We start from the raw sequence: 18,614 nt of genomic DNA, 5'->3' as shown, positions 1-18,614 counted from the left end.
GCCGGAGCCCGCGTCTGCGCCCCGAGCCGCTGCGCCGCCGCCACCGTGGCGTCGCAGTCGAGCACCTCGAAGTACGGCAGCCAGTGCGCCGCCTCCCCCTCAGGGAGCGGGACGATGCCGGCCATCGCCGACGACTCCCCGCCCTCCGCGGGCGAGATCACGGTGTAGACGGTGCCGCCCATCGGCAGGTCCTCGACCCGCCAGCCGAACACCGACCGGTAGAAGGACCGGATGCCGGCGGGGTCGGCCGCGTACAGCTCGACCCAGCTCAGCGAGCCGGCCTCCGTGACCAGGCCGAGCCCGTCGGTCGCGCCCGGCTGCCAGACGGCGAACGCCGCCCCGGCCGGATCGGCGAACACCGCCATCCGGCCCTGCCCCTCGATGTCGAGCGGCGGCCCCACGACCGTGCCGCCCGCCTGCTCGACCGTCTTCGCGACGGCGTCCGCGTCCGGCGAGCGGAAGTACGTCAGCCACGCCGGGGCGCCCCTGGACGGGTTCTGCGCGCTGATGCCGGCGACCGTCTCGCCGCCGACCTGGCAGAAGCGGTAGTCACGGTGCTCGGGGCCCAGCGAGAACGACTCCCAGCCGAACAGGCCGGTGTAGAACGCGGCCGACGCGTCCAGGTCGGGGCTGCTGACGTCGAGCCAGCACGGGGAGCCCGGGAGGTAGTGCGTGGTGAGCATGGCTTGCTCCTTCGCATGACGATGCGCATGACGAAACGGTGGGTGGCCGTGGGTGGCCTCTTCACCTCCGGTGCGGGCCGAGGGGGGCGATGCCACTCATCTCCGGCGTCCACCAGCCTGACACGGCCCGCTGATCGAAGAAGTCGCTTCCGCCAAATCGAATGGGTGTTTGAAGGATGGCCTACACTCGACAGCATGACAGCCCCGTTCCAGGCCTCTTTGCTCGATCTCGACGCCGAACCGGGCCTCGGGCCGCTCGGCGGCACGGTCCGCCGCACCGGCCTCGACCACGGCGCCTGGATCGACCTGCGGCCGGGCTGGCTGGCGGGCGCCGACACGGTCTTCGAGCGGCTGGCCGAGCGGGTGCCCTGGCGCGCGGAGCGGCGGCGCATGTACGACCGGGTCGTCGAGGTGCCCCGGCTGCTGAAGTTCTACGACGAGGGCGAGCCGCTGCCCGACCCCGTGCTCGACGACGCCCGCCGCGCGCTCGACGCCCACTACGCGCACGAGCTCGGCGAGCCGTTCGCCACGGCCGGGCTCTGCTTCTACCGCGACGGCCGCGACAGCGTGGCCTGGCACGGCGACACCATCGGGCGCGGCGGCACCGAGGACACCATGGTCGCCATCGTCTCGGTCGGCAGCCCGCGCCCGCTCCTGCTGCGCCCCCGGGGCGGCGGGCCGTCGATCCGGCGCGAGCTGGGCCACGGCGATCTGATCGTGATGGGCGGCAGTTGCCAGCGCACGTGGGAGCACGCGATCCCCAAGACGAGCCGCCCGTCGGGGCCCCGCATCAGCATCCAGTTCCGCCCGCGCGGCGTCCGCTGAGCGGTGCTCGCCCGGATGCCCGGCTACTTCACCGTCAGCCTGGCCACCCGGCCCTGCTCGCCCGCCGCCCAGCACGAGCGGTCGCGCGTGCAGGCGATCGTGTCGAACGAGCCGCCGTCGAAGGTCTCCCAGCTCCGCCCGCCCGAGTACGTCACGTCACTGCCCGACGGTCCCACGGCGACGGCCGCGAACGGCAGGTGCGGCAGCCACGCGACGCCCGACCGGTAGGCGGGCGGCGGCGTCGCGGCGGGCTGCCAGGAGGCCCCGCCGTCCCCGCTCACCGCCCCCGCGGCGGGCGACTGCTCCTCGGGCCGGTAGTCGCCCCCGACCGCGATGCCCTGGTGGCGGTCGCGGAAGGCCAGGCCGAAGACGCCGCGTGCCGGGTCGCCGGCCGGGATCGGCGTGTCGGCCACCGTCCACGTCCGGCCCCGGTCGCCCGAGTGGAACACCCGGGCCCGCTCGGCCCCGCCGGAGGCCAGCCAGGCGTCCCGCGCGCCCGACACGGCCAGGCACTGGCCGCTCGCCGCGAAGCCCGCCTCGCCCGGCAGCGCCTGCGGCATCCCGTCCGGCGGCAGTGTCCGCCAGGTCCGCCCGCCGTCGTCGGTGGCGAGGATGCGGAAGCGGCCGTCCACGGGGTCGCTCATGGCCAGCCCGTGCCGCCGGTCGAAGAAGGCCATGCAGTCGTAGAACGCCTGGGGCTCGGCGTTCCTGAACGTCTCCGTCCAGGTGCGGCCGCCGTCCTCGGTCCGGTAGACGCGCGAGTCGGTGCCCGCGCCGATGGACAGCGCCACGGCCCGCCGCGCGTCGAACGCCTCGATGTCGCGGAACTGCAGCGCGTCCGTGCCGGGCGGGGAGACGTTCTGCCAGGTACGGCCGCCGTCCACGGTTCGCAGCACGGTCCCGGCCGAGCCCGAGGCCCAGACCACGTCCCGGCTGACGGGTGACAGGCCGCGCAGGCGGGCGGTCACGCCCGTCTCCTTGAGTTCCCAGGCCGGCCCGAGCCCCGGCCGGGGCGTGCCGGGCCGGGCGGAGAGCGCCTGCTGCTCGGGCGGCGGCACGGCCTGGGCGGGGGACGGTACGGCGGCGGCGAGCACGGCCGCCACCGACAGCGCGCCTGACACGATTCGGAGCCTCATGCCGGGCAAACTAACCCAAAGGATCAACGGGGTCCATGGCCCCGGCGCTCTGGCCGTCCGCGATCAGGCCGCCCGGTGGGCCGACCCCCAGGACAGCAGCGCCTCGGCCGTGCTGAACCGGCGGCTGGAGACGGACTCGTCCAGCAGCACGCCGACCAGCACCCGGCCGTCCGACTCGCCCGCGAACGCCAGGCAGTACCCCGCCGCCCGCGTGAAGCCGGTCTTCAGCCCGATCGCGCCCGGCGTGCCGAGCAGCCGGTTGGTGTTGCGCCAGTAGTAGGAGCGGTGCTCGCCACCGGCGGCGAGCGCGTGCTCACCGGTCCCGGCCACCTGCTTGATCAGCGGCACCTGGAGCGCCTTGGCGGCCAGCACGGCCTGGTCCCTGGCGGTGGAGTAGCCGTCGCCGCGCGGCGTGGGCAGGCCGTCGGCGTTGACGTAGTGGGTGTCGTTCAGGCCGAGCGCGCGCGCCGTGTCGTTCATCTTGGCCACGAAGCCCCCGACGCCCGGCCCGTACGTGCGGGCCAGCGCGTGCGCGGCGTCGGCCCCGGAGGGCAGCATCAGGCCGTACAGGAGTTCGCGGACCGTCAGGCGGTCGCCGGCGCGCAGGTTCGCGGTGGTGCCGCCGCCGTCCTCCGCGTACGCGACGTCCGCGCGCTCGATCCGCACCACGTCCGTGGGCTTGGCGTGCTGGAGCACCACGTACGCGGTCATGGTCTTGGTCAGGCTGGCGACCGGCAGGCGTTCCGTGCCGTCCTTGGCGAACAGGACGTCGCCGGAGGCGGCGTCCATCAGGTAGGCGGCACGGCCGTACACGGCGGGGGCGCTGCTCTCCACAGAGGTGACGGCCGGAGCGGTGCCGGTGCTCGCGCCGGCATGCGCAGGCGCGGTCAGCCCTGTGACCAGGGCAAGAGCGCCTGCCGTGGCAGCCAGAAGTGCTTTCCGATTACGCATACGGCACAGAATGCCGGGCCTCTTGGACTGCGTTTGACGAAATCAGGGATATTTCGCGACGAGCACCCCTAGCAGCCCTTATATGGCTGGCAATGCCGAAATGGGTAAATCTTTCCTGAGATAAAGGTAAAAACGGCTCATTCGTCCCACCCGTACGGCGAGGGTGCACCCGGCACCCCGCACGTCCGGCGGCCCAGCCGTGGCGGTCACGCACGCCGCCACGGCGCGGGACCGTCAGCGGCCGGGCCAGAAGTTGTCGGCGACGCGCTCGCCCGCCAGCAGCTCCGAGAACAGGTCCTCCCACAGCGGCATCACCTGCTCCGGCCCGTACGCCCGCGACGTCCGCACCGCCGCCCGCCCCATGCGCAGCCGCAGCTCCCGGTCGGCGATGACCCGGTTCAGCGCGGCGGCCAGCGCGGCCACGTCCCTCGGGGGCACCAGCACGCCGTCCACGCCGTCGGTCAGGACGTCCCCCGGGCCGGCCGGGCAGTCGAAGGCGACCACCGGCAGCGCGTGCGTCATCGCCTCGATCATCACCATGGGCAGGCCCTCGAAGCGGGAGCTCAGCGCGTACACCGAGGCGGCGGCCAGCTCCTGGTCCAGCCGCTCGGTACGGCCCGGCAGCGACACGTGCCCGCCCAGCCCGTGCTGCTCGACCAGCCCGGCGAGCTGCCCCCTGCGCGGCCCGGTGCCGAACACGCGCAGCCGCCACTCCGGATGCTCGGGCACCACCTGCGCGAACGCCTTGATCAGCAGGTCGAACCCCTTCTGCGGGACCAGCCGCCCGGCCGCGATCACCACGGGCTCGGTCTGCCGGGAGGGCTCCTGCTCGACCCGGTGCACCGCGTTCGGGAGCCGCACGATCGGCGTGCCGGGCAGCAGCCGCTGGTATTCGAGGCGGTTCGTACCGGTCAGGACGGTGATCGCGTCGAAACGGCCGTAGTGGCGGGCGATCTCCCTGCGGATGGTCTCGGGGTAGGCCGACAGGTTCATGTGCTCCTGGGCCACGCGGACGACCGGCTTGGGAGCCCGCCGGGCCGCGATCAGGCTCAGCGCCGGCCGGGTGGTCACGAGCACGCCGTCGCTCAGCCCGGAGACGTACTCCATGACGGCCCGCTCCACCCGCTCGGTGAAGTAGCCGGCCGCGAACTCGCCGCGCGGCACGATCTTCCCGCGCACCCTGCGCCAGGCCCGGCGCGCCACCGAGTCCGGCCGCCGGCCGTCGCGCTGGTCCACCAGCGTGGTGACGGTGACGCGGGGGTGGAGGGCGAAGCGCGGGGCGTCGCGCCGGCGTACCGTGCTGACCAGTTCCACGTCGTGGCCGGCGGCGGCCATCGCGTTCGCCTGGTTGACCACCGTCCGGATGGTGCCGCCCATGCCGAAGGCGTGCAGCATGAGATAGCGGATCCTCACGAGCCGGGCACCCGCCTCCCGCGGACGAACAGGTCCGGTGGCCGGTCATCGCGGGGCGGAGGCGGGGGCTGCCGATTCATGCCGAGGCAGACTACCCAGCGTTCCTGGCAGTTGCCTGGCAACGGAGTTCGGCGTTCATGATCAAGGCCGCTAGCCTAAAGGGAGGGACGAGGCGAGGGGTTGCCATGGACGGCGTACGGCCGGCGGACGAGACGGTTCTGAGCATGGTCGCCGAGCACCTGAGCACGGCCACGGGCCGCCCCTGGCAGGCCGGCGACGGGATGGCCAAAGGGCCGGGCAGCCTCGCCGTCCGCCTCGGCGCCCGGCACACCGGCAGCCCCGCCCACCTCGACCTCGACTTCGTGCTCAACGTCGACCGTCCCGGCGACACCACGATCTCCGACTGCGTCACCGGCTACGGCGCCACCGTCACCGAGTCCCTGGACCGGGCGATCACCATGTGGCTCGGCACGACCGCCGGGGCCCTGCTCGAACTCGCCGTCCAGGACGGCTCCCACGCCGCCCACTTCGCCCCCGGCGACCCCGACGGCTTCCCCGGCTGGCACGCCATCCACGGCGGCATCATCGGCTGGGGCACCGGCGACGAGCACGACGCCGTCCAGCGGTGGGCGGTCCAGCACGTCCTGCTGCCGCACCTGGCCCCGGCGCTGAAAGGCGCCTTCGACCGCGAGCACCTGGTGGGCCTCAAGGCGTTCTTCGGCGGCGGGCGAGAAGGCGGGCGAGACGGCGAGCCCGGCGGTCCCGGTGGCAAGGGCACCGAGACCGCCGAGATCCAGGTCAACGGCGCCCGCCACGAGGCGGCCTCGCGGGCGCTGGCCGAGCTCGACTGGCCGCGCCCGGCCGGCGGTCTGTCCTACGCCCGCACCTTCGTCCTGCTCGTCCACCAGGAGTGACCCGGCCGCTCACTGACCGGCGAGCCCCGTGTGCGCCACCCCCCGGATGATCTGCCGCTGGAACAGCACGAACACCACCAGCAGCGGCAGCCCGGCGAGCACCACCGACGCCATGATCTGCGCGTACCGCAGTCCGAACGTCCCCTGGACCACGTTCGCCAGACCGACCGGCAGCGTCATCGTGTTCGGGTCGGTGGAGACCAGGAACGGCCACAGGAAGTTGTTCCAGGTGGTGATGAACGTGAAGATCGACACGGCCGCGAGCACCGGCCGCGACAGGGGCAGCACGATGGTGAAGAACACCCGCCAGCGCCCCGCCCCGTCCACGAAGGCGGCCTGCTCCAGCTCGGGCGGCACGTCCTGGAAGAACTTCACCAGGATGTAGACGATCAGCGGGGCGGCCACCTGCGGCAGGATGATGGCCCACCAGGTGTCCACGAGCCCGAAGGCGACCATCTCCGCGAACAGCGGCGCGATCAGCACCTGGGGCGGCACCATGATCCCGGCCAGGATCAGCGCCAGCAGCGCCCGCTGGCCCCTGAACTGCGTGCGCGCGAACCCGTAGGCCGCCATCGCCGAGAACAGCACGGTCAGGAACGTGACGACGACGGCCGTGACGGTCGAGTTGATCGCCCACTTGACGATGCCGCCGGTGCCCAGCACCAGCGCGTACGCGTCGAACGTGATCTCGCTGCCGAACCACCGCAGCGGGAGCGTGGTGGTCTCCGACTCGGGCTTGAGCGAGGTGGCCACCGCCCACAGGACGGGCGCCAGCCAGACGGCCGCCAGCACCAGCGCGATGAGGAGCAGGATGAGCTGGCTGAGACTGAACCGCTTGGTCACGACGCGACCTCCTCGCGCTTGCGGAACAGCCGGAGCTGCGCCAGGGAGACGATGACGATCAGGACGAACAGGATGTACGACACGGCCGACGCGTAGCCGGTGCGGTAACCGGTGAAGCCGATGTCGTAGGCGTACTCGATGATCGGGCGGGTGGCGTCCTGCGGCCCGCCGCCGGTCATCAGGTAGATCTGGTCGAACACCTTCAGCGAGGCCAGCAGTTGCAGCACCACGATGAGCGCCGTGGTGCGGCCGAGCAGCGGCAGGGTGATGGAGCGCAGCTTGTCCCAGGCGGACGCGCCGTCGATGGCGGCGGCCTCGTACAGGTGCTGCGGGATCGACTGGAGCGCGGCCAGGTAGAGCAGGAAGTTGAAGCCGACCGTCCACCAGACGGTGGTCAGCACCACCGACCACATGGCGGTGGAGGGGTCGCCCAGCCACAGCACGTCGGTGCCGAGCGCGCCGTTGATCAGGCCGTAGTCGGGCGGGTAGATCATCTGCAGCCACAGGATCGACACGACGGCCGACGGCAGCAGGAACGGCCCGAAGAACGACAGCCGCCACAACCACTGCACGAAGCGCAGGTGGTGCACCAGCAGCGCGAACGCCAGCCCGAAGAACACCAGCGGGATCGTGCTCAGCACGGTGAAGACGAGCGTGTTCCACAACGAGCGCCACATGCGCGGGTCGCCGAACGCCTCGAGGTAGTTGCCGAAGCCGACGAAGTGGTTGTTGCCGCCGGCGATGTTCACGCTCGACAGGCTCATCTGGAAGCCGAGCACGGTCGGCCAGACCAGGAAGAGCACGTAGATCAGCAGGAACGGCGTCACGAACACCAGCCCGTGCTGCGTCCAGCCGCGCCGGACCTTGGCCTTGGCGAGGGGGGCCGTGCTCGCGGGCGCCGCGACGGTGGTGGTCATCAGCGCTCCTCGCGGGGGAAGGGGTTCGGGGCGGACATCAGCCGCGTCAGCGCGGCCTTGGCGACGGCCAGGCCCTCCTCCGGCGTCCGCGTGCCGCCGATGACCGGCGAGAACGCCTCACCGAACTCGATCCACAACCGCGAGGCGGACCCGGCGAACCACACCTGCGGGTCGAGGGCGACCTCGGTGATGACCGAGCGGTACTCCGACTGCGGGTTCAGCGCGAGGTAGTCGGGCTCCTCCAGGGCCGGCAGGTACGCGGGCACGTGCCCGGCCACCGCCCAGTCGGCGCTGTTCCTGACGAGGTAGGCGATGAGCCGGTACGTGGCCCGCTCCACCTCGGGGTCCCGGACCCGCTGGTGGGGCAGCACGAACGAGTGGCAGTCGGCCTGCGCCGAGCCGGTGCCGAAGACGGCGGGGAAGCGGGTCATGCTGAACGGCGTCTTGCGTTCCTTGAGCCCGGTGGTCTCCCAGTCGCCGTTCCACAGGAAGGCCGCCTCGCCGTTGGTGAACTTGGCGACGGAGGCCCCGTAGTCCGTCCGCCAGTCGCACAGCCCTTCCTGGCCCAGCCGCTGCATCAGCCGCAGGGCCTCCAGCGCCTTGGCGTCGTCGATGGTGATCGTGGCGCCGTCGTCCGACAGCAGGGTGCCGCCGCTCTGCGGGTACAGCGACCACCACACCCGCCACGGCCCCACGGTGCCGAGGCCGAGGGCGTCGAAGGCCAGCGGCGGCTTGCCGCCCATCGCGTCCTTGGCCTTGGTGAGCTGGGCGATGAGCTGGTCCACGCCGGTGGTGGGCAGCAGCTTGCCGTCGGGGCCGAGCAGCCCGGCCTGCGCGCAGATGTCGGTGTTGTAGTACTGCACCATCGGGTGGGCGTCGAACGGGATCGCGTACAGCACGCCGTCGAGGTGGGCACGCTCCCAGATGGGCGGGCTGAAATCGGCGGCCTTGAGGCCGGCCTCCTCCAGCAGGCGGAGGTCGATGGGGTCGAGGATGGCGTTCGCGCCGATGCCGGCCAGCCGGGCCAGGTGGAAGGTGGCCAGGTCGGGCGAGCGTCCGCCGGAGCCGGCCATCGCGAGCTTGGTGTAGTACGGCTCGCCCCAGGCGAGCACGTTCTCCTCGACGAAGACGCCGGGGGTGTCCTTGGCGAACGCCTGGACCATGTTGTTCATGATGATGCCGTCGCTGGCGCCGAGGAAGTGCCAGTACTGCACGCGGGTCTGGGACGAGCCGAGTCCCACGGGGATCGCGCATCCCGTGGTGGCGGCGCCGAGCAGTGCGAGGCTGCCGCCGAGAAGGTGCCGGCGGGTGATGTCGGGGGGACCGTGCACTGGGGGGCCTCTTCCTTCACCGAGCTATCGCTTGACCATGTTCTCGCTAACATCCGGGAGGTTCAGGGCAGCCGTGAATCGACCTCCCGCGCCGGGCGCGGAGAGGCGGTGGGGCGGGGCCGTCCGGGTCTCGGCGACCGCCGTGCGGACCCCGTGTTTCTGCGGGGTTACCCGAGTGTTAGCGGTAACAAGCTGCATGTCAAGGGTCCATGGCAACCGGTTGCGGTGATCGCCACCCCTTGACCCGGCCAAGTGATAACGCTAACAATCGGGAACCACGAAACGCCCGAGAAACAGGGAGTCGCCCCCGTGCATCAGGCCAAAGTCACCCTCGATCCCGCCTTCACGGTCGCCCCGGTCCGGCGGCGCACCTTCGGCACCTTCGTGGAGCACCTCGGGCGCTGCGTCTACACCGGCATCTACGAGCCCGACCACCCCACGGCCGACGACGACGGCTTCCGCGGCGACGTGCTCGGCCTCACCAGGGAGCTGGGCGTGTCCACCGTCCGCTACCCCGGCGGCAACTTCGTCTCCGGCTACCGCTGGGAGGACGGCATCGGCCCCGTCGAGCGCCGTCCGCGCCGGCTCGACCTGGCCTGGCACAGCACCGAGACGAACGAGGTCGGCGTGGACGAGTTCGTCCGCTGGTGCCGCAAGGCCGGCGTGGAGCCCATGATGGCCGTCAACCTCGGCACCCGGGGCATCGCCGAGGCCCTCGACCTGCTCGAGTACTGCAACCACCCGTCCGGCACCACGCTGTCGGACCTGCGCGTCGCCAACGGCTCCAAGGAGCCGCACGGCATCAGGATGTGGTGCCTGGGCAACGAGATGGACGGCCCCTGGCAGACCGGCCACAAGACCCCCCGCGAGTACGGCCGGCTGGCCGCCGAGACCGCCCGCGCCCTGCGCATGGTGGACCCGAAGCTGGAACTGGTCGCGTGCGGCAGCTCCAGCTCCAGCATGCCCACGTTCGGCACGTGGGAGGCGGAGGTGCTGGCGGAGACCTACGACCTGGTCGACTACATCTCCTGCCACGCCTACTACGAGGAGAAGGACGGCGACCTCGGCAGCTTCCTGGCCTGCTCGACCGACATGGAGTACTTCATCTCCTCGGTCGTGGCCACCGCCGACCACGTCGGGGCGCGGCTCAAGTCCCGCAAGAAGATCGACATCTCCTTCGACGAGTGGAACGTCTGGTACCTGTCGCGCTTCCACGACACCGGGACGCCCGAGGACTGGCCGGTCGCGCCGCCGCTGCTGGAGGACCACTACCACCTGGCCGACGCGGTCGCCTTCGGCGGGCTGCTGATCACGCTGCTGCGCAACAGCGACCGGGTGAGCGCCGCCTCCCTGGCCCAGCTCGTGAACGTGATCGCGCCCATCATGACCGAGCCCGGCGGCCGGGCGTGGCGGCAGACCACCTTCCACCCGTTCGCCCAGGCGTCCCGGTTCGCGACCGGCGACGTGCTGCGGGTGGAGCCGGACTCGCCCGCGTACGAGACGAAGGCGTACGGCGAGGTGCCGCTGCTGCACGCCGTGGCCACGCACGACGCCGAGGGCACCACGCTGTTCGCGGTGAACCGCTCGACCGGCGGGCCGCTGTCGCTGGAGATCGACGCGCGGGCGCTCGGCGGCGTACGCGTCGTCGAGGCCACCACCCTGACGGACGCCGACGTCTACGCCCGCAACACGGCCGACGACCCCACGCGGATCGCCCCCCGCCCGAACCCGGACGTCGAGGCCGGCCCGCTGCGGGTGCTGCTGCCCCCGGTGTCGTGGAACGTGATCCGGCTGGCCTGACCCCCGCCCGCGAGGGCCCGGCTCAGCCGGGCGCGGCCCCGGTGCTCTCGCGGACGACCAGCTCCGGCTCGATCAGCCGCCGCGCCTGCGGCTCGACCCCGGCCATCCGGTCGAGCAGCAGGTGGAAGGCGTACCGCCCGACCTCGCCGAAGTCCTGGCGCACGGTCGTCAGCGGCGGCCAGAAGTACGCCGACTCCGGGATGTCGTCGAAGCCCGCCACGCTCACGTCCTCGGGCACCCGCCGCCCGGCCTCGCGCAACGCGCGCAGCACGCCGAGCGCCATCTGGTCGTTGGCCACGAACACCGCCGTGACCTCGGGGTCCGGGGCCAGGCGGCGGCCGAGCTGGTAGCCGGAGCGGGCGCTCCAGTCGCCGCGCAGCACCTCCGGCACCGGCCGCCCCGCCGACTCCAGCACGCCGCTCCAGCCCTCGATGCGGCCGTTGGCGTCGAGCCAGTCGGCGGGCCCCGCCACGTGCCACACGCTGCGGTGACCGAGGCTGAGCAGGTGGCGGGTGACGCGGGCGGCCCCGGCCCCCTGGTCGACCTTCACCACCGGCACGGGGATGTCGTCGGCGGCGTCCACCGCGACCGCCGGCATCTCCGGCGGCAGGTTCCGCAGCCCGTCGGCGGCCGACTCGTGCGGCGCCACGATGATCACGCCGTCGACGGACTGGGTGCGCAGCCGCTGCACGCCCTCCTCCATCGACCTGCGGTTGAGCGAGCTGAGGCTGGCGATGCTGACGTTGTAGCCGGCGTGCCTGGCGGCCTGCTCGATGCAGTAGAGCGTGGAGGCCGGGCCGTAGAGCGTGGTGTCGATGCTGACCACGCCGAGCACGCCCGAGCGGCCGGTGACGAGCTGGCGGGCGGCCTGGTTGGGGCGGTAGTCGAGCTCGCGCACGGCGGCCAGCACCCGGGCCCTGGTCTCGGCGCGGACGAGGTCGGGGGTGTTCAGCACGCGTGAGACGGTCATGGTGGACACGCCCGCGAGCACGGCGACATCCATCAGCACCGCCGGCCTGCCGGGTTTCGATCTCACCGCGGCTCACCCCCTCACCGATAACGCTAACAGGCGGAGGGGGCGAGCGCGCGATCATTGTCCGCAGGTGGTCAGGCGGGTCGCAGTGCAGAATCTGCACGGTCATCTCGGCTCTCACGGCTCAACACCTTCTGTTACGGCCTGCTGCACTCCCCGTAGCTGCTTCGGCAGCTACTCGCACCGGCGACGCCGACTAACCAAGAAACGAAGAAACTCCGACCGGAGGGCGGCCGGATCACGTACGCGGGATGCGTGATCCTCAGGCAGGCATTCATGTGCGGGGCTCGTCTGCCTGTTCTGATCGGGGGCCGTTGGCACCCCGGATAGGCGTGCTGCCAGGCTCCGCCTGACCCGGTGGCGTCTATGAGGCGCGCTGCTTCGTCGTGCGCGTTCCGAATAGGCCGGTGACGAATGACTTCAGGATCTCATTCGCCCGCTCCTTGGCTTTCTCGCGGCTGGGAAACTCTTCGTCCTTGACGGGCTTCCCGTTCGAAGTTGGCAGGTAGGAACGAAGGGCGACTTTTCTTCCGCTGGCCACGAGCGCGAACGCTCGAATGCCGCCTGCATGCCCGTACGAGATCCCTTCGAGGGGAAGCGATCGAGCCGCGAAGGGAGATGACTCCCAGTGCAGGACAACGGGGTGTTCGTCGCTCATTTCGGCGTCTCCTGCTCTTCCAGCTTTTCCGTCAGCTCGTCGAGGTCCCACGCATGAAGGACGTTGACGCTCGTAGCGCCAAGCTGATTGGGGGTGAGCGGCACGCGCCGCCACGCAAAAACGTATGCAACCGGCTCTGTGCTGATCTCCCACGCGTTGTTGTACGTCGCCCGAAGCTCGTCAAGGGTCATGCCGGAGCGCCTGCGCTCTGGGCTACCAGCAGGGCGGCACGGCCGGGCAAGTGGGCCGGTACGACTTCCACCCTGGCGGCATACGATTCGTTGTCCAGGCCGACGCGCGCCAGCGCGACCATGTAACTACCGGAGCGCTCCCCGACCGACACCGTGGCGACCCGCCAACCGGCATCGGTGTAGATGACGAGTTCCGGAGGATGCCAAAGCGACTCCCCGCTCGCGTACAGCTTGACCGCGCAGCGCGTGGGAATCTGCCGCTTGATCAGTTCAGCGTGAACACCGGTGATGGTCAGATGCGTCAGAAGCAGGTCGAGGGCCGCGTTCTGCTCTGCCGCCGTCTCCTCAGAGATCGGCCGACAGAGCAGTACGGCGCTCGAATCTGTTGTGTGTGTGCCCGCCATGCCTCGACGGTTGGAGTCCAGCGATCAATCATCCAAGGTGTTTGCCGCTCTTTGCCGCACTAGCTGATGGCCGCCCGTGCGTTGCCGATCAGTGCCCTGGCCTTGGCCCCATAGACCGCCGACGCTGCGAGTCGATCAAAGGCCCGCTCATACACGGCTACTTCATGGGATTGGTTCAGGGCGAGGCTCGCGGCAAGGGTCTCGATCTGAACCACTCGGCGGTCCAGTATCCAGAAGCCCGTCAGAGGGAGTGCCTGATGAGGTGCTGTGGTGGGGATGATCCCCAGCCTGACCGAGGGCAGATCCATGTCCTGGAGAAGCTGGTCGAGCTGGGCAGGCATCACCTCACGGGAAACCACGCCGGCACTCAGCGCTACCTCACAGATCACCGCGTGGAAGCGGTGTTTCCTGCGGAAGAGGATGTGCCGTCGCTCCATGCGCGCCTGGACCCCTTGGGTCACGTCATTGGGAACCCGCAGCAACTCCACGACACTGGTCAGCACGGAGGCGGCGTACTCGGGAGTCTGAAAGAGACCGGGAATATAGAACGTCTCGAACATCCGAAACAAACTGGTTTCGGCCTCCATCGTCAGCCGGTCACGCTGGCGCTTGCGCGTTCCGACGCCGAGTTGCCTACGCCACTCCACATACATGGTCTCGATGGAGCGGAGAGCGGCCACCAGTTCGGCAAGCTGCTCTTCGGCGTGGCAGTGCTCGCACCACACCCGTAGGTCATCCTCGGAGGCGTTGCGCCTGCCGTACTCGATGCGAGAGACCTTTGAGGAGTGCCAACCTGCCAAGGTCGCCAGTTGGACGCCTGACAGCCCCACATCCCTGCGGATGTCTCGCAGGCGCACGCCGAGTGCCTCGCGGGCCTTTTGCGCTGGCGTCGACACCGGAGCGGCTACGCGACGTACTGAGCATAGGGAATGGCCCTCGCCCAGACCTGGTCTCGCACCGTGCGGCACCGCTGAAGAAGGCCGGGATCAGAGACCAGGCCGAAGCCTCCTGAGGAGCCGTCCGGCAGGAACAAGCTGAGGACCAGGGTGTCCTCGTCAAGCAGCCAGTAATCCTCTTCGGGCAGGTCGATGTCGAGGGCTTCGTGCCGGGGCAGATAGCGGATGGCCTCGCCTGCCTCGATGTTCTGCGGGTCGATGGTCATGGCCCATTTGATGTAGTCGCTCAAGGGCTCGGTCACGATCCGCGCCCGCTGGATGGCCGTTCCCCGGCGGGTGGATCTCCGGGCGAAGGACAGCCAGGACTGATGCCACTGGTAGTCGTCCGGCTCGCCCAGGAGCCACCTGCGGAATGGTCCTTCTTCGTCCTCGACGCCGTAGGAGTCCCTCATCTCCAGATGGAAGGCTTGCCGACGTCGAAGCCACAGCGCCCGGAAGTCGTCACGGGTTAGGCGCTGCGTCTCCATGTTCGAACCACTCCTTGGGCAGGTGCCGCATGAGTTCCCTGGGAACCTCCAGGAACGTCTCGTGGTCCGGTACGTCCTTGAGGGTTTCGAGGGCTTCGGGGTCTGTGATCTTCCATCCTTGCACCACGATGGTGCCCCGGTCGGTGGCGTACAGGGTCGGGGACTGATCCCCGGTCGTCTCCTTGCCCAGGAACGTCAACTTCATGATCGCTACCTCCGCTGGAGCTTTGCCGCACTTTGCTCGACTCCGCGATCGTCGGCCCAGGTCGCAGCTCCGTCAACCCTCGCCGGAGACGTGTCTTTGTGGGGTGGCACAACGTCAGCACCGGTGCTGACCACAACCATGATCAACCCAGGACAACAAGAAGCCCCAGGCTCCCGGCATGTGCCGTGAGCTGGGGCTGTAACTCCTGTTCGGCCAGGTCGGACCTGGCCTGTCAGGGAGTCTGGTGGACGATACTGGGATTGAACCAGTGACCTCTTCCGTGTCAGGGAAGCGCTCTCCCGCTGAGCTAATCGTCCGTGGAGGTGGCGACGGGATTTGAACCCGTGTGGACGGCTTTGCAGGCCGCTGCCTCGCCTCTCGGCCACGCCACCGAGTCAAAAACCGATCCGAGCGGAAGACGGGATTCGAACCCGCGACCCTCACCTTGGCAAGGTGATGCTCTACCACTGAGCCACTTCCGCGCCGCATTGTGTAGCTGCGTGGTTAACAATAGCGCGTTTCTCGACCGGATGCTTACTCGTGGATCGTGCCCACCGCCCGTGTCACGCCGGAACGGGCGCTAATGGGCCTCCTTGCGGAGCTGGCGGGCGACGCTGCGCTCGGTGGCGGGGAGGCTGAGGAAGATCTCCAGGATGCGTGTGAGGCGGTGGACCTCGATGCGGTGGAAGGCCGGGCCCTCCGAGCGGGCCAGCAGCAGGGACAGCGCCAGCGGCGGGAGCGGGGCGTGGATGAGGTGCAGCCCGCTGTCCTGGGTCAGGGCCATGGGACGGGCGGGCACCTCGGCCGGCGGGACCAGGTCCTGCGGGGCGCGCCAGCTCGCGTAGACGACGCGGCCCTCGGCGGTGGTGGCCGCCCAGTCGGCGCTGAACAGGACCGGCAGCGAGTCGATGAGCGTCGTCAGCGCCCGATCGCCCGCCGTGGTGATGTACTTGAGTATCTCCAGCTCGGGGTAGGTGCCGGGCGCTTCGCGCGTGGGCCAGACACCTTCGATCGTCACGCCCTCGACGCCCTCCAGGCTCTTGCGCAGGGCCTGGCGCGAGGTGCTGTCGGGGCAGAAGACCGTGATGTCGTCCACGGCCTGCCCGGCGCCCCGGTCGAGGACCGTGAGCTGGGTGATGTCGGCTCCCGCCGCCCCCAGGACCTTGGTGACCTGCGCCAGCGCGCCCGGTCGGTCGGGCAGCGCCAGGCGTACGCGAAGAAGCATCCATCCCCCTCAACCCGAAGATGCCGATCACAGACTATCGGCGAATACCGGTTACGGCCTGACCTGCGCTACAACTGTGGGAGTGAAGATCGGGCCTGTCGAGGTGTGGCCGCCCGTGGTGCTGGCGCCGATGGCGGGCATCACCAACGCGCCGTTCCGCGTGCTCTGCCGGGAGCAGGGCGCGGGGTTGTTCGTGTGCGAGATGATCACGACGAGGGCGCTCGTCGAGCGTAATCCCAAGACGCTGCGGATGATCAGGTTCGCCGACTCCGAGCGGCCCAGGAGCATCCAGCTCTACGGGGTTGACCCCGACATCGTGGGCCGCGCGGCCAAGATGATCGCCGAGGACGACCTGGCCGATCACATCGATCTCAACTTCGGCTGCCCGGTGCCCAAGGTGACCAGGCGCGGAGGCGGGTCGGCGCTGCCGTACAAGCGGAATCTGCTGCGGCGCATCCTGCGCGCGGCGGTCGCGAACGCCGGGCCGCTGCCCGTGACGATGAAGATGCGCAAGGGCATCGACGACGATCACCTGACCTACCTCGACGCCGGGCGCATCGCCGTCGAGGAGGGGGTCGCCGCGATCGCGCTGCACGCCCGCACCGCCAAGCAGCACTACGGCGGCGTCGCCGACTGGGAGGCGATCGCGCGGCTGAAGGAGGCCGTGCCGGAGATCCCCGTGCTGGGCAACGGCGACATCTGGTCCGCCGACGACGCTCTCCGGATGGTGGCCCGCACCGGCTGCGACGGGGTGGTCGTCGGGCGCGGCTGCCTGGGGCGTCCGTGGCTGTTCAAGGACCTGGAGAACGCGTTCGACGGCAACCCCGAGCGGGTGCGGCCGACGCTCGGCGCGGTCGCCGAGACGATGGCCAGGCACGCCGAGGGCCTGACCGAGTGCTTTGACATCGAGCGGTACGCCGTGGCCGACTTCCGCAAGCACGTCGGGTGGTACCTGAAGGGGTTCACGGTCGGGAGCGAGCTGCGCCGCGAGCTGGCCACGGCCGAGTCGCTCGACGGGCTGCGGGCCGGGCTGGCCAAGCTGGAGCACGACCAGCCGTGGCCGCCGAACACCGACACGCCTCGGGGCAAGTCGGGCGAGCGGTCCAAGGTGCAACTGCCCGACGGCTGGCTGGACGACCCTTGGGACTGCCCCGTGCCGGGCGGCGACGCGGAGTCTGACATCTCGGGCGGCTGAGCCCGCTCCGGTCTGCTGGCTGATTGTGGTGATCTTGCCCCGAAGCGTTGCTGGTCAGTGCCCGGCGCTGCCTATCCGGTCTGTACCACAGGGTACGAACGCACGTCTGAGACGAATGGCGGCTCCGGGCTCGACCACGGCTGGGCCTAGTGGGGCCCGGCAGGCGTTTCGGTGCCGCAGGGGCCGCCGCCGGTCGCCGGTGCGAGGCGTACGGGCTCGCCGGACATGGTGAGCGTCGGGTAGAACTCCGCGATCCGCTCCGCCGAGCGGCCCACGTAGTGGCAGATGAAGCTGCGGCGGAAGCGGTCGGCGGTGCTGTTGGGCTCGGAGCCGTGCACGAGGCTGCCGTTGAAGAAGAGCACGTCACCCGGGTTCATGTCCACGGGCACCCGGGCCAGGCCGGGCGGCGGGGGCACGTACTCGCGGGTGAACGAGACGTCCTGGTCGGCCTCCTCGGGGCAGAAGAGGTTCATGCGGTGGGTGCCGGGCACGACCTCCAGGCCGCCGTTCGCGCGGTCCACCCGGTCGAGCGCCATCCACGCGGCCACGCACGTGCCCGGCTCGACGCGGAGGTAGAAGTTGTCCTGGTGCAGCGCCTGGCCCCTGGCGCCGGGCGGCTTGAAGTAGAACATGCTCTGGGCTGCTATCGGCTCCTCGCCCAGGAGCTCGCGGAGTATCGCCGCCAGGCGCGGGTCGAGCAGGTAGCGCAGGGCGACGTCGGTCACCTGGTGGGGGTGCATGATCCGCGGGTAGTCGCGCAGGACGTCGTACGGGCGGCCCGGCTCCTGCGGCTGCGGCGTGAAGTGGCCCGGAATGGGGCCCCGGGAGTGCAGGGCCATGAACTCGTCGCGGAGTCCGGCCACCTCCTCCCGCGCGAGCAGGCCGGGTGCCAGCACGTACCCGTGGTCGTGGAAGTCGTTGAGCCTCATGTCTCCCACGCTAGGGAGCGCGGTCGTGCGACGGTATGCCTGTGACCGCTGAGGACCTGTCTGTTCCTGCTGCCGAGCTGATGATCGTGGGCCACTACGACCAGGGCGCCGGATACGCCACCCGCCGTCCTGGCGGCTCGCCGAGCTGGCTGCTGTTGTGGACGGAGGGCGGGGAGGGGCTCGTCGAGCAGGGCGGGGTGTCGTTCCGGGTGCGGGCCGGAGATCTGGCGCTGCTGGGGTCGGGGGTGGCCCAGCACTACCGGGTGGCGCCCGGGGCGCGGCGGTGGCGGTTCTGGTGGGTGCACTTCCAGCCCCGGACGTCCTGGGCGGCGTGGCTGGGGCCGTTCGCCGTGGGCGGCTCGTGCCACCTGGTGGCGGGCGTGCCACAGGGGGTGCGCGAGCGGATCGGGTCGGCGTTCCTGCGGGCGCTCCAGGACACCCGCTGGACGCCTGACCGGCCGTGCCCGACAGGGCTGGCGGGGGCGCGGGTGCCGGCCGTCGTGGTCGGCGGGGCGGCGCGGGAGCTGGTGCTCGGGGC

The 18,614-nt window shown here is 70.6% G+C and carries 21 protein-coding genes and 3 tRNA genes; 5 read left to right on the top strand and 19 right to left on the bottom strand.

Annotation, left to right across the window (positions count from 1 at the left end; genetic code table 11):
* A partial coding sequence (locus tag FAF44_RS42945) for a VOC family protein (RefSeq protein ID WP_237109156.1) occupies window positions 1-683 on the bottom strand: 683 nt, incomplete at its 3' end.
* A gap of 195 nt (window positions 684-878) precedes the next feature.
* Between FAF44_RS42945 and FAF44_RS42940 the strand changes: the two genes are divergently transcribed.
* Window positions 879-1,508 (top strand): alpha-ketoglutarate-dependent dioxygenase AlkB, encoded by a 630-nt coding sequence (locus FAF44_RS42940; protein WP_237109155.1) that lies wholly within the window; start codon window positions 879-881, stop codon window positions 1,506-1,508.
* 23 nt (window positions 1,509-1,531) lie between these two features.
* On the opposite strand, the gene FAF44_RS42935 is transcribed toward FAF44_RS42940, so the two are convergent.
* The 3 genes from FAF44_RS42935 to FAF44_RS42925 all read right to left on the bottom strand — a co-directional run bounded on the left by FAF44_RS42935 (window position 1,532) and on the right by FAF44_RS42925 (window position 5,008).
* Window positions 1,532-2,644, bottom strand: coding sequence for an oxidoreductase (locus tag FAF44_RS42935; protein ID WP_237109154.1), 1,113 nt, complete (start codon window positions 2,642-2,644; stop codon window positions 1,532-1,534).
* A gap of 63 nt (window positions 2,645-2,707) precedes the next feature.
* Window positions 2,708-3,478: a D-alanyl-D-alanine carboxypeptidase family protein gene (locus tag FAF44_RS42930; RefSeq protein ID WP_237109153.1), complete on the bottom strand. Its 771-nt coding sequence runs from the start codon at window positions 3,476-3,478 to the stop codon at window positions 2,708-2,710.
* A 351-nt stretch (window positions 3,479-3,829) separates the two neighbouring features.
* Complete coding sequence (locus tag FAF44_RS42925) at window positions 3,830-5,008, bottom strand: glycosyltransferase family 4 protein (RefSeq protein WP_237109152.1); 1,179 nt, start codon at window positions 5,006-5,008, stop codon at window positions 3,830-3,832.
* 185 nt (window positions 5,009-5,193) lie between these two features.
* On the opposite strand from FAF44_RS42925, the gene FAF44_RS42920 reads away from it, so the two are divergent.
* Window positions 5,194-5,922 (top strand): DUF6348 family protein, encoded by a 729-nt coding sequence (locus FAF44_RS42920; protein ID WP_237109151.1) that lies wholly within the window; start codon window positions 5,194-5,196, stop codon window positions 5,920-5,922.
* 9 nt (window positions 5,923-5,931) lie between these two features.
* Here the strand turns inward: FAF44_RS42920 and FAF44_RS42915 are convergent, their stop codons facing one another.
* From FAF44_RS42915 to FAF44_RS42905, 3 genes are read right to left on the bottom strand one after another with little or no spacing between them, the layout of a single operon-like run.
* A complete protein-coding gene (locus tag FAF44_RS42915; RefSeq protein WP_237109150.1) occupies window positions 5,932-6,765 on the bottom strand; it encodes a carbohydrate ABC transporter permease in 834 nt (277 codons plus the stop codon).
* Complete coding sequence (locus FAF44_RS42910) at window positions 6,762-7,682, bottom strand: carbohydrate ABC transporter permease (protein WP_237109149.1); 921 nt, start codon at window positions 7,680-7,682, stop codon at window positions 6,762-6,764. Before FAF44_RS42910 ends, FAF44_RS42915 begins: the two co-directional genes overlap by 4 nt.
* A complete protein-coding gene (locus FAF44_RS42905; RefSeq protein ID WP_237109148.1) occupies window positions 7,682-9,013 on the bottom strand; it encodes an extracellular solute-binding protein in 1,332 nt (443 codons plus the stop codon). The genes FAF44_RS42910 and FAF44_RS42905 overlap by 1 nt, the downstream gene beginning before the upstream one ends.
* 309 nt (window positions 9,014-9,322) lie before the next feature.
* Here FAF44_RS42905 and FAF44_RS42900 point away from each other — a divergent pair, with 309 nt between their 5' ends.
* Window positions 9,323-10,813, top strand: coding sequence for an alpha-N-arabinofuranosidase (locus FAF44_RS42900; protein WP_237109147.1), 1,491 nt, complete (start codon window positions 9,323-9,325; stop codon window positions 10,811-10,813).
* Window positions 10,814-10,835: 22 nt separating this feature from the next.
* Here FAF44_RS42900 and FAF44_RS42895 read toward each other — a convergent pair whose 3' ends face one another.
* From FAF44_RS42895 to FAF44_RS42845, 11 genes are all read right to left on the bottom strand, one after another.
* On the bottom strand, window positions 10,836-11,816 hold the full coding sequence (locus FAF44_RS42895; RefSeq protein WP_237109157.1) for a LacI family DNA-binding transcriptional regulator: 981 nt from the start codon (window positions 11,814-11,816) through the stop codon (window positions 10,836-10,838).
* Between the two features lie 394 nt (window positions 11,817-12,210).
* A complete protein-coding gene (locus FAF44_RS42890; RefSeq protein WP_237109146.1) occupies window positions 12,211-12,504 on the bottom strand; it encodes a hypothetical protein in 294 nt (97 codons plus the stop codon).
* Window positions 12,501-12,695, bottom strand: coding sequence for a hypothetical protein (locus FAF44_RS42885; protein WP_237109145.1), 195 nt, complete (start codon window positions 12,693-12,695; stop codon window positions 12,501-12,503). The genes FAF44_RS42890 and FAF44_RS42885 overlap by 4 nt, the downstream gene beginning before the upstream one ends.
* Complete coding sequence (locus FAF44_RS42880; protein WP_237109144.1) at window positions 12,692-13,099, bottom strand: hypothetical protein; 408 nt, start codon at window positions 13,097-13,099, stop codon at window positions 12,692-12,694. Before FAF44_RS42880 ends, FAF44_RS42885 begins: the two co-directional genes overlap by 4 nt.
* A 59-nt stretch (window positions 13,100-13,158) precedes the next feature.
* Window positions 13,159-13,995: a helix-turn-helix transcriptional regulator gene (locus tag FAF44_RS42875; RefSeq protein WP_237109143.1), complete on the bottom strand. Its 837-nt coding sequence runs from the start codon at window positions 13,993-13,995 to the stop codon at window positions 13,159-13,161.
* A gap of 8 nt (window positions 13,996-14,003) precedes the next feature.
* Window positions 14,004-14,522, bottom strand: coding sequence for a DUF6879 family protein (locus tag FAF44_RS42870; RefSeq protein WP_237109142.1), 519 nt, complete (start codon window positions 14,520-14,522; stop codon window positions 14,004-14,006).
* Complete coding sequence (locus tag FAF44_RS42865) at window positions 14,497-14,727, bottom strand: hypothetical protein (protein ID WP_237109141.1); 231 nt, start codon at window positions 14,725-14,727, stop codon at window positions 14,497-14,499. The genes FAF44_RS42870 and FAF44_RS42865 overlap by 26 nt, the downstream gene beginning before the upstream one ends.
* Before the next feature lie 242 nt (window positions 14,728-14,969).
* A tRNA-Val gene (locus FAF44_RS42860) sits at window positions 14,970-15,044 on the bottom strand.
* Window position 15,045: 1 nt separating this feature from the next.
* Window positions 15,046-15,119: transfer RNA gene (locus FAF44_RS42855), tRNA-Cys, on the bottom strand.
* An 18-nt stretch (window positions 15,120-15,137) separates the two neighbouring features.
* Window positions 15,138-15,209: transfer RNA gene (locus FAF44_RS42850), tRNA-Gly, on the bottom strand.
* Between the two features lie 98 nt (window positions 15,210-15,307).
* On the bottom strand, window positions 15,308-15,952 hold the full coding sequence (locus FAF44_RS42845; RefSeq protein WP_237109140.1) for an ACT domain-containing protein: 645 nt from the start codon (window positions 15,950-15,952) through the stop codon (window positions 15,308-15,310).
* 82 nt (window positions 15,953-16,034) lie between these two features.
* Between FAF44_RS42845 and dusB the strand changes: the two genes are divergently transcribed.
* Complete coding sequence (gene dusB / locus FAF44_RS42840) at window positions 16,035-17,147, top strand: tRNA dihydrouridine synthase DusB (protein WP_237109139.1); 1,113 nt, start codon at window positions 16,035-16,037, stop codon at window positions 17,145-17,147.
* A gap of 146 nt (window positions 17,148-17,293) precedes the next feature.
* Here the strand turns inward: dusB and FAF44_RS42835 are convergent, their stop codons facing one another.
* Complete coding sequence (locus FAF44_RS42835) at window positions 17,294-18,076, bottom strand: phytanoyl-CoA dioxygenase family protein (protein ID WP_237109138.1); 783 nt, start codon at window positions 18,074-18,076, stop codon at window positions 17,294-17,296.
* A gap of 41 nt (window positions 18,077-18,117) precedes the next feature.
* On the opposite strand from FAF44_RS42835, the gene FAF44_RS42830 reads away from it, so the two are divergent.
* The coding region (locus FAF44_RS42830; RefSeq protein WP_237109137.1) for an AraC family ligand binding domain-containing protein at window positions 18,118-18,614 on the top strand (497 nt) is incomplete at its 3' end.

The organism is Nonomuraea sp. MG754425 (genome assembly GCF_021699195.1).
GTDB lineage: Bacteria > Actinomycetota > Actinomycetes > Streptosporangiales > Streptosporangiaceae > Nonomuraea.
The sequence above is the reverse complement of the archived record's forward strand: the minus strand, read 5'-3'. Positions and strand labels throughout refer to the sequence as shown.

What these genes read in the sequence shown, in the direction of transcription:
- FAF44_RS42845 (WP_237109140.1), bottom strand. Translation starts at nt 15,952, where the DNA reads ATGCTTCTTCGCGTACGCCTGGCGCTGCCCGACCGACCGGGCGCGCTG.
- FAF44_RS42885 (WP_237109145.1), bottom strand. Translation starts at nt 12,695, where the DNA reads ATGACCCTTGACGAGCTTCGGGCGACGTACAACAACGCGTGGGAGATC.
- FAF44_RS42935 (WP_237109154.1), bottom strand. Translation starts at nt 2,644, where the DNA reads ATGAGGCTCCGAATCGTGTCAGGCGCGCTGTCGGTGGCGGCCGTGCTC.
- FAF44_RS42910 (WP_237109149.1), bottom strand. Translation starts at nt 7,682, where the DNA reads ATGACCACCACCGTCGCGGCGCCCGCGAGCACGGCCCCCCTCGCCAAG.
- FAF44_RS42835 (WP_237109138.1), bottom strand. Translation starts at nt 18,076, where the DNA reads ATGAGGCTCAACGACTTCCACGACCACGGGTACGTGCTGGCACCCGGC.
- FAF44_RS42870 (WP_237109142.1), bottom strand. Translation starts at nt 14,522, where the DNA reads ATGGAGACGCAGCGCCTAACCCGTGACGACTTCCGGGCGCTGTGGCTT.
- FAF44_RS42940 (WP_237109155.1), top strand. Translation starts at nt 879, where the DNA reads ATGACAGCCCCGTTCCAGGCCTCTTTGCTCGATCTCGACGCCGAACCG.
- FAF44_RS42895 (WP_237109157.1), bottom strand. Translation starts at nt 11,816, where the DNA reads ATGGATGTCGCCGTGCTCGCGGGCGTGTCCACCATGACCGTCTCACGC.
- FAF44_RS42890 (WP_237109146.1), bottom strand. Translation starts at nt 12,504, where the DNA reads ATGAGCGACGAACACCCCGTTGTCCTGCACTGGGAGTCATCTCCCTTC.
- FAF44_RS42920 (WP_237109151.1), top strand. Translation starts at nt 5,194, where the DNA reads ATGGACGGCGTACGGCCGGCGGACGAGACGGTTCTGAGCATGGTCGCC.
- FAF44_RS42865 (WP_237109141.1), bottom strand. Translation starts at nt 14,727, where the DNA reads ATGAAGTTGACGTTCCTGGGCAAGGAGACGACCGGGGATCAGTCCCCG.
- FAF44_RS42880 (WP_237109144.1), bottom strand. Translation starts at nt 13,099, where the DNA reads ATGGCGGGCACACACACAACAGATTCGAGCGCCGTACTGCTCTGTCGG.